General features: G+C 72.6%; 14 protein-coding genes. 12 read left to right on the top strand and 2 right to left on the bottom strand.

Annotated features, from left to right (window positions below):
- Positions 1-5: 5 nt before the first annotated feature.
- Positions 6-311, bottom strand: a complete 306-nt coding sequence (locus ABD810_RS24055; protein WP_344944576.1) for a winged helix-turn-helix domain-containing protein — start codon at positions 309-311, stop codon at positions 6-8.
- Between the two features lie 138 nt (positions 312-449).
- On the opposite strand from ABD810_RS24055, the gene ABD810_RS24050 reads away from it, so the two are divergent.
- The 11 genes from ABD810_RS24050 (at position 450) to ABD810_RS24000 (ending at position 12,630) form a co-directional block, all read left to right on the top strand.
- Entirely contained in the window at positions 450-1,169 is a 720-nt protein-coding gene (locus ABD810_RS24050; RefSeq protein WP_344944573.1) for a hypothetical protein, read from the top strand.
- A gap of 2 nt (positions 1,170-1,171) precedes the next feature.
- Complete coding sequence (locus ABD810_RS24045; RefSeq protein ID WP_344944803.1) at positions 1,172-2,476, top strand: S8 family serine peptidase; 1,305 nt, start codon at positions 1,172-1,174, stop codon at positions 2,474-2,476.
- 60 nt (positions 2,477-2,536) lie between these two features.
- A complete protein-coding gene (locus ABD810_RS24040; protein ID WP_344944570.1) occupies positions 2,537-3,394 on the top strand; it encodes a hypothetical protein in 858 nt (285 codons plus the stop codon).
- Positions 3,395-3,457: 63 nt separating this feature from the next.
- Positions 3,458-4,690, top strand: coding sequence for a S8 family serine peptidase (locus ABD810_RS24035; RefSeq protein ID WP_344944567.1), 1,233 nt, complete (start codon positions 3,458-3,460; stop codon positions 4,688-4,690).
- A gap of 124 nt (positions 4,691-4,814) precedes the next feature.
- On the top strand, positions 4,815-5,189 hold the full coding sequence (locus ABD810_RS24030; RefSeq protein ID WP_344944564.1) for a hypothetical protein: 375 nt from the start codon (positions 4,815-4,817) through the stop codon (positions 5,187-5,189).
- A 23-nt stretch (positions 5,190-5,212) separates the two neighbouring features.
- Positions 5,213-5,515, top strand: a complete 303-nt coding sequence (locus tag ABD810_RS24025; protein WP_344944562.1) for an MGMT family protein — start codon at positions 5,213-5,215, stop codon at positions 5,513-5,515.
- Positions 5,516-5,586: 71 nt separating this feature from the next.
- Positions 5,587-8,547, top strand: a complete 2,961-nt coding sequence (locus tag ABD810_RS24020; protein WP_344944559.1) for a CDP-glycerol glycerophosphotransferase family protein — start codon at positions 5,587-5,589, stop codon at positions 8,545-8,547.
- Positions 8,548-8,614: 67 nt separating this feature from the next.
- Positions 8,615-9,379, top strand: coding sequence for a metallophosphoesterase family protein (locus ABD810_RS24015; RefSeq protein ID WP_344944556.1), 765 nt, complete (start codon positions 8,615-8,617; stop codon positions 9,377-9,379).
- A gap of 27 nt (positions 9,380-9,406) precedes the next feature.
- Positions 9,407-10,030 (top strand): type II toxin-antitoxin system PemK/MazF family toxin, encoded by a 624-nt coding sequence (locus ABD810_RS24010; RefSeq protein WP_344944553.1) that lies wholly within the window; start codon positions 9,407-9,409, stop codon positions 10,028-10,030.
- A gap of 153 nt (positions 10,031-10,183) precedes the next feature.
- Positions 10,184-11,053 (top strand): GNAT family N-acetyltransferase, encoded by an 870-nt coding sequence (locus ABD810_RS24005; RefSeq protein ID WP_344944550.1) that lies wholly within the window; start codon positions 10,184-10,186, stop codon positions 11,051-11,053.
- 62 nt (positions 11,054-11,115) lie between these two features.
- The gene (locus ABD810_RS24000; protein WP_344944547.1) at positions 11,116-12,630 is read left to right on the top strand and encodes an aminotransferase-like domain-containing protein; all 1,515 of its coding nucleotides are present in this window, start codon (positions 11,116-11,118) and stop codon (positions 12,628-12,630) included.
- Here the strand turns inward: ABD810_RS24000 and ABD810_RS23995 are convergent.
- The gene (locus ABD810_RS23995) at positions 12,620-13,567 is read right to left on the bottom strand and encodes a DMT family transporter (protein ID WP_344944544.1); all 948 of its coding nucleotides are present in this window, start codon (positions 13,565-13,567) and stop codon (positions 12,620-12,622) included. The genes ABD810_RS24000 and ABD810_RS23995 overlap by 11 nt on opposite strands.
- Positions 13,568-13,910: 343 nt before the next feature.
- Between ABD810_RS23995 and ABD810_RS23990 the strand changes: the two genes are divergently transcribed.
- Positions 13,911-17,090 (top strand): ATP-dependent helicase, encoded by a 3,180-nt coding sequence (locus tag ABD810_RS23990; protein WP_344944541.1) that lies wholly within the window; start codon positions 13,911-13,913, stop codon positions 17,088-17,090.
- The last annotated feature ends 43 nt before the right edge of the window (positions 17,091-17,133 follow it).

The raw sequence follows: 17,133 nt of genomic DNA, 5'->3' as shown, positions 1-17,133 counted from the left end.
GGCCGCTACTCGCTCGCCAGGGACAGCCCCGACTGGGCCACGATGGACTGAAGGGCGGCGACGTGCGCCGCGTAGGCCTTCCGCCCCGTCGCCGAGAGCTTGAGCCAGGTGCGGGGGCGCTTGCCCACGTGGCCCTTGCGGATCACCACGTAGCCGGCACTCTCCAGCGCGGCGGCGTGCTTGGACAGGACCGAGTCGCTGATCTGGACCTCGTCGCGGACGAAGGCGAACTCGGCCTCCTCCACCGCCGCCAGCAGCGACATGATGCGCAGGCGGGCCGGAGCGTGGATGACCGGGTCCAACTCGGCCATCAGCCCTCCTCGATCTTCGCCGCATGTTTCCAATCGCGAAAGTACTTTCTACTTTCCATAGTGTCAAGTACTTTCCAATGGGATGTATGCGGATGGAAGGGGGGATGCCTCCCCGCCTGGGGCGTTAAGGTCGGGCACGTGAGTGAGTCGCGTGCCTGGCCGTCAGTGGTAGTGGCGTCCGCGCTCACCCTGATCTGCGCGGTCGTCGCCGGCGTGGCGGGAGGAGTCGCCGGCGCCGAGCTCAGCCGTGGCCCGAGCGCCGCCGAGATCCAGCAGGCCTCGAGCGAGGAGACCGCCCGCCGCTGGCAGGTGTGGCCCGCGGGCAAGATCTTCCCCTCTACCCTGCGGTACGTCGCCGAGCAGGGCGGAGAGGAGAGCGCCCGCAGAGTGGGCATCTCCACGCGCACCGACTGCGCCGCTGCCGTGGACGCCGCCCTGAGGACCGCGTTGAAGACGGCCGGCTGCCGGGCCGTGCTCCGGGCGACCTACCTCGACGCGCTCCAGGGCGTGGTGGTGACCATCGGGGTCGCGGCCTTCCCCGACCAGGCGTCCGCGCTCGCCGCCAGAGCGGCGTTCCCGCCGGGAGGCGTGCCCTCTCCCGGGCTGCGCGCGCTGGCCTTCCCGCAGACCGTGGCCGACCGCTTCAGCGCCGCCGCGCGCCAGGCGTCCTCGCTGGCGCAGGCCGGGCCGTATCTCGTGATCACCACGGCGGGCCAGGTCGACGGCAGGCCGGCCCGCTCCGTGGGTCACCAGCGTTCCACGATCTTCGCTTTCACCTCCGACCTGGAAGAGCGGATCCTGACCACGCTGGCCACCCCCGCGCGGCCCGACTGCGCGGGCAAGGACTGGCAGTGCTGACCATGCCGCCTCCTCCGCGCGTCCGTGCCGCCGTCCTTCCGCTGGTGCCGGTCCTTCTCGTCTTGGTGGTCCTGGTCATGGCGGTGCTCCCCGCGGGGCCCGCGCGGGCCGACCAGGTGCGCGGGAGCCAGCGCCAGGTGCTGCGCACCCTCGACGTGGACGCCGCGTGGCGGGTCACCCGCGGCGCCGGGGCCAGGGTCGCGGTGCTCGACTCGGGGGTCGATCCCCGCCACCACGACCTGGTCGGCTCCGTGGTGACCGGCCCCGACCTGACCGTGGGCGCCAATCCGCGCGGTGTCGCGCCGCGCCGCCTGCACGGCACGTACATGGCCTCGTTGATCGCCGGGCACGGTCACGGTCCCGGCCGCTCCGACGGGGTGATCGGCGTCGCGCCCGCCGCCAAGGTGCTCTCGGTGCGGGTCATCCTGGAGGACGACGAGCGGGGGTTCCACGACTTCAACTCCGAGGCGCGGTACGAGAACGTGGTGGCGCGTGGCATCCGTTACGCCGTCAACCACGGCGCCGACGTGATCAACATGTCGATCTCCAAGGACCAGCCGACCACGCAGGAGCGGGCGGCCATCCGGTACGCCATCTCCAAGGGCGTCGTCCTGGTGGCCGCGGCGGGGAACGACGGCGCGGGCCGTAAGGACGGGCCGTACTCCTATCCCGCCTCGCTCCCCGGGGTGATCTCGGTGGCGGCGGCCGACCGGGGCATGCACAAGGCGTCGTTCTCCAATCGCAACTCGCTGGTCCTGCTGGCTGCGCCGGGTGTGGACGTTCTGGGGGCGGGTCCCGGCGACCAATACTGGGTCGGCAGGGGCACCTCGCAGGCCACGGCCCTTGTGTCCGGCGTCGCCGCCCTCATTAAGGCGAAATATCCGCGAATGTCGCCCGCGCTGGTCGCCCAGGCCCTCGCCACCAGTGCCACCCGCCGGTCCTCACGCGGCTACGACCCGGGTATGGGCTTCGGCGTCGTGAACGCGGCACGCGCGCTGACCGAGGCCGCGAGGCTCGCGCGCCACCGGCACATCGCCGCGGGCCCGGGCGTCCAGGACGCCGATCTGCCGATGGGAGCGGGGGTGGGCACGACCCCCGCTCCGCTCGCTCCTGTGCAGGTCGTCCGGCGGGACACCGGCACGGTCACCCTGTATGGGGCGGTCGCGCTGGTGGCCACCGCGTGCGCCGTCGCGAGCCTCGCGGTCATGGTCCTGCTCGTACGGAGGGCCAGGCGCAGGCGGGAAGATCGGGAACACGAGGAGATGCCGGAGCCGCAAGCGGGTTGGCGGCAGCGGGCGCCGACGTAGCATCGATATATGTCGCCTGAGGAGCCACGGGCGCGGCCGGTGACGCCCTGGCCCGCGCGTGTGAGAGGTGCGCGGAGCGCGGGTGGGCTTTCATCGGGCGACGCCGCCGCCAGGAAGGGCGCGCCGCCGTGGTCCGGAAGCCGGATACGCGCCGCCGGGGCGCAGGCGGCGAGAGAGCGCGCGGAGCTCGAGCGCGGCATCCGCTTTCGTTCGCTGTTCCTGCTCATCATGGGGACGATCCTGGCGATCGCGGCCACCGACGTCCTGCTGGGTGTGGTCGGGGTGCTGCAGGAGACCCGCTCACGGCCGCTCACGGTCGCCGAGCGCGCCCGGTACGCCGAGGAGGACATCGCGCGGCGCTGGCACGCCTGGCGCGCCGATTCGGTCTTCCCCGCCCAGGTGGAGTACCTCGGTCTGTCGAGGGTCCGGCAGCAGGCCCGGCGGGTGGGCATCGCGCGCGAGGCCCCGTGCGGGGCCGTTGTGGACGCCCCCGTCGCCTCCGCCCTGCGGCGGCACGGCTGCCGCACCATGCTGCGGGCGACGTACGTCGACCAGACCTCGACCTTCGTGGTGACCGTGGGGGTGGCCGTGCTGGCCGACGAGGAGACCCGGATCACGGCCGGGAGCGACCTGCCCGTGGACGACCGCGTGGGCGTGCGGCCCGTGGCATTCCCCGGCACGGTCACCGAGTCGTTCGGCGCCGCGCAACGCCAGCGCACAGGCTGGATGGGCGCCGGGCCGTACATCGTCTTCACCGCGGCCGGCTACACCGACGGCCGCACCCGTGAGTCCGTCCCGACGGGCGAGAACACCCACAGCGAGCTGTGGCCGACGGCGCAGTCCCTGGCCGGGCACATCGCCCGCGGTCTCGCCGCGCCCCCCGACATCCCTCGCTGCACGCAGGGGAATGTGTGCTGACGCCGGGAGAGCATGTGCGAAGGCGCGTCCTGACGCGCCGGTGCCTGACTGAGGAGGGCGCGAGTGCGCGTGACGAGCGCTTGTGAGCGACGAGGCAAGGCCGCCGGCGCGAGGGTGGTCTCGCGCCGCGCCGGTGCCGTGGGCGCGGTCCTGGTGCTGGCCGGCCTGCTCGCCGGGCCGGTCCAGGCGGACGACGTGCGTGACAGGCAGCGATGGGTGCTCGACGCGGTCAACGCCGAGGAGGCGTGGAAGGTCACCCGGGGATCCGGCGTGACCGTGGCGGTGATCGACAGCGCCGTCGACCCGAAGGTCGGCGTGCTGAAGGGCAAGGTCACCGTCGCGCCCGACATGCGGTCCAGCGCGTTCGACGACGGCCCGGTGGCCGCCGGGCCGCACGGCACGGCGATGGCGTCGCTGATCGCCGCGTCGGGGCGTGGCGGCGGGATGCTGGGGGTGGCGCCCGACGCGAACATCCTGTCCATCCCCGTGATCTCCGAGGAGCAGTCCGACTACGACCTGGTCGAGCCCGACGACGGCCTTGGACTGCCCACCGAGAGCCCGCTGTCGCGGGCGTTGCGCTACGCGACCGACCACGGGGCCAAGGTCATCAGCATGTCCCTGGGCGAGTACATCACTCAGCGGGCCGACCGCCAGGCCGTCGCGTACGCCCTGGCGCGCGGCGTGGTGCTGGTGGCCGCCGTCGGCAACGACGGTGACTCGCAGGCGGCGCGCAGGCTCGGCACCTCGTTCTGGAGCTTCCCTGCCGGTTACGCCGGGGTCATCGGGGTCGGCGCGGTCGACAAGAAGGGGAACCCCGCCGGCTTCAGCAGCGACAACCTCTCGGTGCTGGTCGGGGCGCCCGGCGTGGACGTGGTGGCGGCGCTCCCCGGTGGGGGGTACGAAGAGGTGGAGGGGAGCAGCGCGTCCACCGCGCTCGTCGCCGGGGCCGTTGCGTTGATCAAGGCGAAATATCCCAACCTGACCCCTGAGCTGGTCGCCCGCGCCCTCACCTCGACCACACGGAACAGGCCTGCTGCTCGATATGACGACAAGGTCGGATTCGGGGTCGTGGACGCCGCCGCCGCCCTGACGCGCGCCGGCCAGCTCAGCGGATACAGCAGCGCGCTTCCCGTCCAGAGCAACCTGCATTTCGGGAACGGCACGACGGCGCCCGCGCCGAGCCCGCCGGGGCCCGATCCCGTGCGACTCTGGGTCTACGGAGCCGGAGTGCTTCTCGGGCTCGTGGCGTTCGGTGCCGCCGTGGTCGTGCTCACGCGCCGATCCGAGCGGCAATGATCACATGACGGGCGCGATTGAGGTGCTATTCGGTCGCCTTTCGGTGGCATTTCAGCTGCGGTCCGGTCGAAAACCGTCTTTTTCGTGTCAGTGATCGGTAAAGGTTCGCTAAGGTTCCCGTCTCGTGGGATACGAGTTGCGTGTACAACGCGAATCGCCGCTCGCCTACGCCGAGCTGACGCAGGTGACGGGCCCGGCGGACGCCGGTTTGGAGCTGCGGGGATCGCCGGAGACCGGTGAGGTCTTCGCGCGTCACGGTGACGCCGAGTTCGCCGTCGCCACCTGGCAGGGGCGTCTCTACGGCAAGCCCGCCTCCGACTGGGAGGTCGCTCACCTGGCCCGTCTCGCCGACATGGTCGGTGGGAGGCTGGTAGGGGAGGACGGCGAGGCGTACGGCATCCGGGACGGCATCGTCGAGCAGGTGAACGGCGACGCGACCTACGAGTTCGGGAAGCTGGAGGAGATCCTTTCACTTGGCCCCGCCCCGTGGAGCGCCTGAGAGCGACCGGGGAGACCAAGGCCTTGAGCGATTCGACGCCCTTCGCCGAGCGCGTGCTCGATCTGGTCGAGCGCATCCCGCCGGGGAAGGTGATGTCCTACGGCGACGTCGCCGAATACCTCTCCGAGGGCGGCCCCCGGCAGGTGGGCCGCGTGATGTCCACTTGGGGGGGAGGCGTCCCGTGGTGGCGCGTCGTGCACTCCGACGGCACCCCGCCGCCGGGCCACGAGAGCAGGTGTCTGTCCCACTGGCGCGAGGAGGGGACGCCCCTGCGGGGTGAACGAGCCGACATGCGCCATGCCCGATGGCATGGCGATCATCAGTGAGTTCTCAGTAAGTCGCATTACCATTCCAGTGACGCCCTTTGCGGTCAGACTGGAAAGGCGGTGCCTCCCTGATGGCCACCGGTGCCACGCTCGCGCGGACCGGCGACATCGTCGCCGACCGGTTGCGGGCCGCCCAGGACCTCTATGACAGGGGAGAGCCGCTCGATGCCCTGATCGCGGCCGTCCACTCCACAGGGTTGTCCCGTTCCCAACGCAGGCGCCTGCACGCGGAGGCGCTCAACGGGCCTCTCGCCCAGCGCCTGGAGACCGCCGCCCGGCGAGACGCCACGCGCCTCCGGCACGCCATCGACCTGCTCCGTGACTACCTGGCCGACGTGGATCCGTCGGTCAAGCGCCGCCTGCCGGTCGCCCGGCGGCTCGCCTACCATCTCGTCGAGAACCGCGACCCCGCGCTTCTGGCCCAGGGCGACGAGCTGGCCAACCTGGTCGCCGCCACCGCCGAGCCGTCCAAAAGGGTGCGCAAGGGCCTGGCCTGGTACGCCGACCTGCCCGTGAGCGCGCCCCCCTCGCTGTTCCGCCTCCGCGGCGCCGACCTGGTCCCGGTGACCGAGGTCGACGACATCTCCTGGCAGGGCGGGCGGCTGCGCATCACCGGCCACGCCTATCTGGTGGGGCTCTCGGTGCGGAGCCGCCGCTTCAACCGTGCCACCGTGGTGCTCCGTGGGCCTCGCTGGGTGCCGCCGATCTCCACGCGCACCCGGCGCGTCTACCGCCCGGAGGCCACCCACGGCGCCGGAGAGCCTGGCTGCAACTACGACTGGGCCGGTTTCGTGGCCGAGGTGCGGCCGTGGTCGCTGCGCTGGCGCGCGGCGATCCGTGCCGCCGTCCACGGCGCCAAGCGGCTGCTGCGCCGCCGCCCGGCGGTCCGCGACACGACCACCTGGCGTGCCGACATCGTCATCTGGAGCCGGGGCGCCCGTGCCACCGGAGTCCTTCGCGGCCCCGTGATGGGGCGCACCGAGCGCCCGGCGGGGCTTCGCGTCCGTCCCGGCTGGTGGGTGCGCCCGGCGTGGACCTCCGACCGGGCACTCCAGATCGTGCTGCAGCCCACCAGGGCCGAGCTGACCGGCGCCAGGCAGGTCGACGACCAGATCGAGCTGACGGGGTTCCTTCCCGGCACCAGTGTTTCCAAGGGCCGGGCCCGCCTCGGCGGTCACCGCATGGCCGCCGACTTCACGCCGGTCGAGGGAGGCACGAGCTTCAAGGTCGCGGTGGCCGTGTCCGCGCTGCTGAAGGAGCGCGACGCGCGCCGCCTGTGGATCGAGCCGAAGGGCGACCCCGCGGCGCCGGTGATGATGGAGAGCGCCGCCGAGACCCACATCGGCGTCGACCGCAGCGAGATCACCGTGCTGCGCGACCGGCGCGATCGCGTCGTCGTCTCCGCGCACCGCGTCTGGCCGGTGATCACCTCGGCCGAGTGGGGCGACGACGGTGCGCTGACGCTGTCCGGGTCCTATCCCGACACCGATCCGGGGCCGCGTGAGCTCGTGCTCCGCCAGCGTGCCGGGCTGTCCTACCGGGTGCCCATCGAGCGTTCCGGGTCGGAGTTCTCCGTACGCCTCGCGCCGACCGCCATGCCGAGGTTCGGCGGCACGGTGGCGCTGGCGTCGGGGGCCTGGAGCCTGTCGGTCGCGGGAGGGAAGGGCACCACCGCGCCGCTGCGGGTGGGCCACGACCTGCTCGACACGCTCGACGAGGGCGCCCACATCGTGGGCGACCGTGAGCACCGCCTGGTCGCGACCCGCTTCGACGTCCCCGTCCTGGTGGTCGCCGAGCACCAGCCCGACGACGAGAAGGGCGCGGGCGGCCTGTGGGCGCTGCGCAGGGTCCACTATCCCGCCGAGCGGCGCCGCGAGCTCCGTGACGCGACGGTGTACGTCTCCTTCGACGGCAGGTCCTACTCCGACAACGCGCGGGCGATCTACGAGGAGCGGCTGCGCCGGGGCGACGATCGCGAGCACATCTGGGTCGTCAAGGACGGCGCCTTCGTCCCGCCGGACTCCGCCGCGCTAGGCCTCGACCCCGGCATCGTGCCCACGGTGGTGCGCGAGGGCAGCCGCGAGCACTACACCGCGCTGGCCCGGTCGAGTCACATCATCACCAACACGCTGTCACCCCAGTGGTTCCGTGCCCGTGAGGATCAGATCTGCGTCCAGACCTGGCACGGCACGCCGCTCAAGCGGGTCGGCGGTGACCAGCGCCACATGTCCCGCGAGCCGAGACCGGCGGCGTGGTACCGCCAGGCCGCCGAGGTGGCCAACTGGGACCTGCTCGTCACGCAGAGCCCGTGGGCGTCCGAGGTGCTGCGCCGCGCGTTCGGCTACGGCGGCGAGATCGTCGAGTCGGGCTACCCGCGCAACGACGTGCTCGCCTATCACGACCGCACCGACCTCGCCGCGGCCGTGCGGCGGAGCCTTGGAGTGCCGGCGGGCAAGCGCGTCGTGCTGTACGCCCCCACGTGGCGCGACCACGATCGCAGGAGCAGTTCGCTGCGGCTCGATCTCGCCGAGGCCAAGCGGGTGCTCGGGCGCGATCACGTCCTGCTGGTCCGCGGTCACATGATGCAGACGCCGCCGGTGGTTCCGGGGCTGGTGGTCCCCGGTCCGGCTTCGCTGGTCCGTCCCGGGCCGATGAGCCGGGAGTACCCCTTCGCCATCGACGTCACGACTTATCCCGATATGGCCGACCTGTTGCTGATCGCCGACGTGCTGATCACCGACTACTCCTCGGTCATGTTCGACTTCGCGGTGACCCGCCGCCCGATGGTCTTCTTCGGATACGACCTGGAGCGTTACCGCAACACCCGCGGCCTCTACCTCGACCTGCGCACCCAGGCGCCCGGGCCCTTGCTCTCCGAGGGGAGCGACGTGATCGAGGCGGTGCGCCTGATCGACGCCCTCTCCGGTGACTACGCCGACCGCTATGAGGGGTTCGTGCGCACCTACGCCCCCCGTGACGACGGCAAGGCCGCGGCCCGCCTCGTCGACCACGTCTTCACCGAGACCCGCTGACGGACCGCTGATACGCGCGCGGCGAACAGCCACGCCGGACCGTCGAAACGGTTCCAGAGTGGTCACCATGCTGAACCGCGTAGCCGTTCTGTCCGACGTCCATGGGGTCCTGCCGGCGCTGGAGGCCGTGCTGGCCGAGCCCGACGTGTCCGCCGCCGACCGCATCGTGCTCACCGGTGACATCACGGCCGGGCCACAGCCGGCGGAGGTCCTCGACCTGCTCACCGGGCTCGGCGACCGCGTCGTCTGGGTGAAGGGCAACGCCGACCGTGAGCTGCTCCAGTGCCGTCAGGGCATGGAGTGCTCCGTGCCCGACGCCATCGCCCCGTGGGCCGCCGAGCAGTTGCGTGACGACCACGTGGCTCTGCTCGAAAAGCTCCCGCTGTCGGTCACCCTGCCGGTGCGCGGGCTCGGCACGGTCCTGTTCTGCCACGCGACTCCCCGCGACGACGAGGAGGTCGTGCTGGTCGACTCCCGGCTGGAGCGCTGGGCGGAGGTGTTCGAAGGGCTCGGCCCCGACGTCGGCACGGTGGTCTGCGGGCACACCCACATGCCGTTCGCGCGGCTCGCCCACGGCAGGCTCGTCGTCAATCCGGGAAGCGTCGGCATGCCGTACGGCCGGGCCGGCGCGCACTGGGCCCTGCTGGGTCCGGGAGTGGAGCTGCGGTCCACCCGCTATGACGCCGACGCCGCCTGCGCGCGCGTCGCCCGCGAGTCCGCCTATCCCGGCGTCGTGGAGTGGGTGGACTACTACCTGCACGCGCGGGCCGGCGACGCCGAGGCGCTCCAGGTCTTCGGACCCCGTGACGGGCGGGCCTCCTCCCCGTCGTGAGAACGTCGGAGCGAGGTGCGATGATCGGTGCCCACACTGATCGTCCGGCAGGGGCCGGGCAGGCCGGGGGAGCGAAGTCTGATGGTGGGTGACCAGCCGATCGCCGTGCTGCTCGTGTGCGTGGCCCTGCTCGTGGCCGCGGGCGTGGTGGTCCTGCTCGTACGGAGGGGGTCGGGGCGGTCGTCCCCACCTGGTCGCAAGACACCCCGTCCCCGGCCGAGGCCGCCGCTCCCCGGGCGGAAGGCCCGTCCCTCGGCCGGGCCCGGCAGGCGGCCGCCACGGGTGCATGCCCGCCCGCCTAGCGGGTCGCCGGATTCCCGGCCGGCGCCGGGGCAGATCTGGTGGGCCGACGTCCCGTACTCCGACGGTTCCGGGTCCAAGGTGCGTCCCTGCCTCGTCGTACGGACTCATCCCGGCCGTGTCGAGGTGCTGAAGATCACCAGCCAGGACAAGTCGGACCGCAGCGAGTACCTCCCGATACCGACGGCCGGATGGGATCCCCACGCGACCAAGGACAGCTGGCTCGACCTGTCGGAGACGTACTTCGTGGACGACGGGGAGTTCCAGCGCCGCGCCGCCGCGGCCTGTGACGCGCGGACGTGGAAGCGGGTCACCCGCCGCCAGGCCACCGGATGGGTGTATGAACGCTGAGGCCTTGCCCGGCGCGGAGGGCGACCTTCTGGCGGGCCGGAAACTCCTGGAAGGCGGCAGTGCCGGGGGAAATTGGGTGGATATGTCGGCACTTGTGGTTGATGATGCCGGACGGGGCCGTGAGGGTCCGGGACGTATCTTCGGGGGCAACACATGGAATCGATCTCCACGGACCAGGTCAGCCTGACGGAAATTCCGGTCCGTCGGCTCCACCTCGGCGACCTTCGCGACTGCCTGCTGCTGGCCATCGACCGCCAGTGGCTTCCCGAAGAGGCCAAGTGGCGCCTGCTGTTCGAGATCGGCGAGGCCTACGGCATCGACGACCCGGCCGGCGGCCTGGCCGGCACGGTGGTGCTGGCCCGTTACGGGCCCGGCCTCGCCGCGGTCAGCATGGTGCTGGTCGCCTCCCGGTACGCCCGCATGGGGCTGGGGCGCAGGCTCATGCTCCACGCCCTGGAGCAGGCCCGGGGCGCCACGGTGTTCCTCACCGCGACGCGGTACGGCCGGGGGCTCTACGAGAAGGTGGGTTTCGAGACGGTCGGCACGGTGGTCACGCACACCGGCAACCTGGCGCCGCGCCTCGAAGACCTCAAGGACACCGGGGTCCGTCTCGCACACCGGGATGATCTGGAGACGATCATCGCCCTAGACGCGCACGCCACGGGCGCGCCCCGCACGCGGCTGATCACCCGCTTGTTCACCTTCGCCGAGCGGTTCCGCGTGGCCGAGCGTGACAACGTCGTCGTCGGGTTCGGCGCGGCATGGCGCAACGTCGACGGGGTCGTGGTCGGGCCGGTGATCGCAGACGGTACGGGCGTGGCACAGGGGCTCATCGCCGAGCTGGCGGACGGGGTGCACGGGCAGGTCCGTCTCGATCTGGACTCCCGGCACGCCGAGCTCACGTCGTGGGCCGTGGCGCGCGGCGTGTCTCCGGCGTTCTCGACCGCCCTGATGGTGCACGGCGGCCCGCTGCCCGGCCGTCACGACCGCCTGTTCGCGCCGGTCATGCTCGCGCTGGGCTGACCCGCGGCGAGGCGCTACCGGCAACACTCGGCGGAGCTTCGAGGGGCAAGAGAGGTGACAGGGTGGACACTTCGCGCACATCCCATCCGGGGCGCGTGGGAACCGTCGAGCGCTCGGAGAGCGAAGTCATCGCCTCCTTCGCGACCTGGGCCTCCGGAACGGGCCCGCTCTACCGCAGGCTGGCCGACGGCATTCGCAAGGCCGTCGAGGGCGGCGCGCTCCTCCCCGGGCAGCGTCTTCCCGCGGAACGGCAGCTCGCGGGGGTGCTCCGGATCAGCAGGACCACCGTCGTGGCCGCGTACGAAGCCCTGCGCGACGTGGGGTTGATCGAGAGCCGCAGGGGAAGCGGCACCCGGATCACCGCGCACGCCCGCGCACGCCGGACGCACACGGACGGACGCGTGCCCGGAGGCATGGGCGCGTCGATCTACCAGCACCTCATCGACGGCCCGGAGGACCTCATCTCGCTGGCGCGCTCCTCCGAGGGCGCCGTTCCCGAGCTGGTCACGGCCTTCCGCGACCTGGCAGGCAGTGACCTGGCGGCGGCCTTCGACGAGCCGGGCTACCACCCGGGCGGTCTCCCGGAGCTGCGCGAGGCCATCGCCGCCCACCTGACCGGCACCGGGTTGCCCACCACCGCGGACCAGGTCCTGGTCACGACCGGGGCGCACCAGGCCCTCGTGCTGGTGGCCGAGCTCTACCTTCGACCGGGTGGCACCGCCCTCGCCGAGTCGCCGAGCTGGCCCTGCTGCCTCGACGTGTTCCGCGCGCGCGGCACCGGCATCGTCACGGTCCCGATCGACGAGGAGGGCCCCGATGCCGTGGCCCTGGCGGCGGCGCTGGCCGCGCGAAGACCCGATCTGATCTACCTCATGCCCACCTTCCACAACCCCACCGGGGTCCTGACCTCCGCGGCCAGGCGGCGCCGTATCGGGGAGCTCGCGGCCCGCCACGAGGTCCCGATCCTGGAGGACAACGCCTACACCGGCTCGCTCCACCTCGGTGAGAGCCCGCGCCCGCTGGCCGCGTACGCGCCGCGCGGCGCGGAGGTGCTGTCCGCGGGCTCCCTCGCCAAGGTGGTCTGGGCCGGGCTGCGCACGGGATGGGTCCGAGGCCCCGTGGAGATCATCGAACGGCTGGCCCGGCGCAAGGCCCTCGCCGACCTCGGCAGCCCGGTCATCGACCAGATGCTGGCCGCGCGGCTCCTCCCCGAGCTGCCACGCATCCAGGCCGCCCGGGTCCCCGTACGGGAACAACGCCTCCATCACATCGAGAAGCTGCTCCGCACGCGGCTGCCGAGCTGGCGCTGGCGGCGCCCGGACGGCGGCGGCGGGCTGTGGATCGAGCTGCCCGGGGTCGACGCCACCGAGTTCTCCCACGTGGCGCTCCGGCACGGCGTCGAGGTGGTCCCCGGCTCGATGACCGACCTCACGGGCGCCCACGATCGCTTCATGCGCCTGGCCTTCACCTTCGGTGAGGACGTGCTGGACTCCCTTGTGGACCGGCTCGCCCGAGCGTGGGCGGAGATCGGGCGGCGCGCCCCGGCCGCCACCGACCGGGAACGGGTCATCGTGTGACCCCGGTGGCCCTGTCGCCGTGATCTTCACAGGCCGTCTCGGGCCTGGCCCGTGCGGGCGCCCTGCGAGGGCGCAGGCCGATGAGCAGGCCGCCGACGACGAGTGCCGCGCCGAGGAGGTCCGGCACGCCGGGATGCCCGGTTCCGAGGATCACGCTGGAGACGATGGCGCCGATCGGCAGGAAGCCGGAGAACAGTCCGGCGCGTTCGGGGCCGAGCCGGGGCAGCGCGTCGTACCAGCAGAAGAACGCGAACGCCGTGACCACCACGGCCAGGTAGACCAGTGCCATCGCCTCGCCGGCCGTCGGCTGCCGTAGCGCCGCACGCCCGCCGGTCGCTACTCCGGTGATCAGCAGGAGGGGGACCGCCGCGGCGGTCGCGTACGCCGAGACGCGGACCGCGCCGAGGCGCGGGAGCAGGGGGACGGCGAGAAGGGAGAACGCCACCTCACAGGCGAGCGCGCCGAGCGCGAGGAGCAGCCCGAGAGGCGTGCCACCGCCGAATCCCGTGGTGACGGCGGCGCCGCCCGCGACCACCGCGGCGGCCACGACGATGTGCGGGGTCGGCCGCCGCCCGTCCATGAGCGGCCCGACGAGGGCGAGGACGATGGGGACGGTGGCCACGATCGTGCCCACGGTCGCCGGGTCGGCGTACCTGGTCGACTCGATGACGAAGACGTTGAACACGGCGAGCCCGGCGACGGCCAGGAGCATGATGAGGACGATCTCGCGGCCGTCGAGCCGGAGATGGGGGAGCCCCCGCGCCCGCATGATCAGGAAAAGCAGTATCGCGCCGAGGGCGTAACGCAGGGCCTGGCCGCCGTAGATGGGATAGTCGTGCAGGGCCGGGGAGACCGCCGTCAGCGTGCCGACGCAGAACATCGCCGTGGCCGCTCCCACCGCTCCGCGCCACCGGTCCCGGGCGTCGCCCGTGGTCACACCGTCACCGCATCGTCACACACCATGGTCATCCGCGTGCCGCCTCTTCCATGAGCCGCTGATTCGCTCGTCATGGTGGCAGGGCCGGATTCGGCGGGACAGCTCCAATCGACGGCGAAGCGGACCCTACGCGAGACGCTCGGACGAAATTTCCCGGGTGTGTGCCGTGTCACTCCCGGAATCGGATGCAACCCCCCGATAACGTGTTTTGTCGCCCGGGACCGAGATCGACACGCGTCGTACCGGTCGAGTCGGCACGATCTACGCGTGTGGTCTGGTGGAATAGCGTGCTGTGAGTGGTCAGACCTACCGTCTGGTGCGGCGGGGAAGCGCGGGGCAGGCGATGCCTCCTGCTCTTGACGAGCACCAACGGGCGGTCGTGCGCCACGAAGGCGGTCCGCTGCTCGTGCTCGCGGGCCCGGGGACCGGCAAGACCACCACGATCGTCGAAAGCGTCGTCCACCGCATCGAGCGGCTCGGGGTCGACCCCGAGCGGGTGCTGGTGCTCACCTTCAGCCGCAAGGCCGCCCAAGAGCTGCGCGAGCGTATCACCGCCCGCATGCGCCGCACCACGCGAACGCCTCTCGCGCTCACGTTCCACAGCTACGCCTACGCCTTGTTGCGCCGTGAGGCCGTGCTCGCGGGCGATCCGCCGCCCCGCCTGCTGACCGGACCCGAGCAGCTCCTGGAGGTCCGCCGCCTGCTCCACGGTGAGCTGGAGGACGGCGGCCGGCTGTGGCCGCCCGACATGCGCGAGGCGCTGAAGACGCGCGGCTTCGCCGAGGAGCTGCGCGACTTCCTGGCGCGCGCCGCCGAACGCGGCATGGACGGCGAGGACCTGGTCGTGCTGGGCCGCGAGCACGGCCGTGCCGACTGGGTGGCGGCCGGCCGGTTCGCCTACCGCTACTCCGACCGCTTCGACCTCGACCCGACCCCCGTGCTCGACTACGCCGAGCTCATCCGCGCCGCCGCGGGCCTGCTGGGCGACGTGGAGGTGCGTCAGCGTGAGCGCGCCGCCTACGACGTCGTCTTCGTCGACGAATACCAGGACACCGACCCGGCGCAGGAGTTCCTCCTCCAGCAGCTCGCGGGGGAGGGGCGTGACCTGATCGCCGTCGGCGACCCCGACCAATCCATCTACGGCTTCCGCGGCGCGGACGTGCGCGGCATCCTGAACTTTCCGCAGCGGTTTCGCACCTTCGAGGGCATCGAGGCGCCCGTCATCGCGCTCCGGGTCTGCCGCCGCAGCGGGCCCGACCTGCTGAGGGCCTCGCGCCGCGTCGCCGCCCGGCTGCCCGTCCCGCCCAGGTCGGGCCGTTCGCGTGGCGGCTCCTCCTCGTCCCAGGCCGGAGCGAGGCCCCGCAACGACGACCACCGCGATCTGATCGCCATGGCGACCGTCGACGCGGGCGAGGTCCGGGTGCTCCTCGCCGACACCGAGACCCAGGAGGCCGCCGTCGTCGCCGACACCCTGCGGCGGTCCCACCTCCTCGACGGGGTCCCGTGGGGGCGCATGGCGGTGCTCGTGCGCTCGACCGGCCGCCAGGTGCCGATGCTGCGCCGCGCCCTGCTCACCGCCGGCGTGCCCGTCGTGGTGGCCGGTGACGAGGTGCCGCTCATCCAGGAGTCCGGCGTACGGCCGCTGGTCACGCTGCTCCGCGTTGCTCTGCACCCCGCCTCGCTCGACGTGGGCACCGCGGAGGAGCTGCTCACCGGCCCGCTGGGCGGCACCGACGCGATCGGTGTACGACGCCTGCGCCGCGCTCTGCGGATCGCCGAGCTGGCGGCGCAGGAGACCGGCACGCCCTCCCAGCCCCCGCGCTCGTCCGACGAGCTGCTGGTCGCCGCCCTGCGCGACGCGCGCGAGCTCATCCCGATCGAGCCGCATGTCGGCGCCTGCGCCGAGCGCGTGGCCGCCCTGGTCACCACCGCCCGCGAGGCCGTGCGCCGGGGAGACACCGCCGAGGAGGCGCTGTGGGCGATCTGGCAGGCTTCCGGGCTGGCCGAGCGCTGGACCGAGGCGAGCCTCGCCGGTGGCGCCAAGGGCGCCCAGGCCGACCGTGACCTCGACGCGGTGGTGGGGCTGTTCGACTACGCCGCGCGCTTCGCCGACCGCCTCCCCCACGCCGGCGCCGAGGTCTTCCTCGACGACCTGGTCTCGCAGGAGATCCCCGGCAACTCGCTGGCCGAGCACGCGCCGGAAGGCGACGCGGTGCACATCCTCACCGCCCACCGCTCCAAGGGGCTTGAGTGGGACGTCGTGGTGGTCGCCGGCGTGCAGGAGGGCGTGTGGCCCGACCTTCGCCTGCGCGGGTCCCTCCTCGGCATCGAGGAGCTGGTCGAGCTGGCGCAGGGTTCGGTGCTCGACGGCGCCGACGCGGCGAGCGCCGCCCTGGCGTCCAAGCTGCTCGCCGAGGAGCGGCGGCTGTTCTACGTCGCCGCCACCCGGGCGCGTAACAAGCTGGTGGTCACCGCGGTGGGCGGGGAGGACACCGACGAACGGCCGTCCCGGTTCCTCGCCGAGCTGCTCCCCGGCGGGGTCGAGGAGGTCGCCGTAGACCACCGGGCACGCTGGCTCAGCATGTCGGCGCTGGTCGCCGACCTGCGCTCGGCCGTGTGCGATCCGACCAGGCCGGAGCCGATGCGCTCGGCCGCCGCCCGTCACCTGGCGCGACTCGCCCGTGCCGGTGTCCCGGGCGCCCACCCCGACGAGTGGTACGCGCTCACGCAGATCTCCGACGACCGCCCGCTCAGCTGGCCCGACAGCATCGTCAGGGTGTCCCCCTCGGCGGTGGAGAGCTTCACCAAGTGCGGGCTGCGCTGGCTGCTGGAGACGGCCGTCGGGGCCTCGGGCACCGACATGTCCCGCAGCCTCGGCAGCGTCATCCACGCCATCGCCGTCCTGGCCGCGACCGGGCAGGCGGAGGACTCGCTGACCAAGCGGCTCGACGAGGTCTGGGACGAGCTCGACTTCGGCGGCATCTGGTTCAACCGCAAGCAGCGCATGGTGGCCGAGCAGATGGTCTCCCGGTTCGTCACCTGGCACGAGCAGAACCCCAGGGAGCTGGTCGCGGTCGAGGAAGCGTTCACCGCCGTTCTCTCCGAAGGCGTGCACATCCGTGGCCGCGTCGACCGCGTGGAGCGGGACGGCGAGGGCCGTGCGGTGATCATCGACCTCAAGACCGGCACCAGCAAGCCGCCCGACCAGGAGCTCGACCGCCATCCGCAGCTCGGCGTCTACCAGCTCGCCACGCTGCTCGGCGCCTTCGAGCGGCACGGCATGACCGAGCCGGGCGGCGCCGCGCTGGTCCAGCTCGGCAAGGCGGCGGGCAAGGAGGCGAGGGAGCAGCGTCAGGGCGCGCTCGGCGAGGACCCCGAGCCGGGGTGGGCCCAGGAGGTCGTCGAGACCGTGGCCACCGGCATGGCCGCCGGGGTGTTCACCGCCAAGGTCAACGACGGCTGCCGCACCTGTGCGGCCAAGGCGAGCTGTCCGGTGAACGACAGCGGGGGCCAGGTTTGCTAGGGCCGCATCCCCCGGGCTCCGACGCGGCCTCCGGCACGGAAAC

Source organism: Sphaerisporangium flaviroseum (assembly GCF_039537005.1).
GTDB lineage: Bacteria > Actinomycetota > Actinomycetes > Streptosporangiales > Streptosporangiaceae > Sphaerisporangium > Sphaerisporangium flaviroseum.
This window is presented reverse-complemented; position numbering and strand designations above follow the sequence as displayed.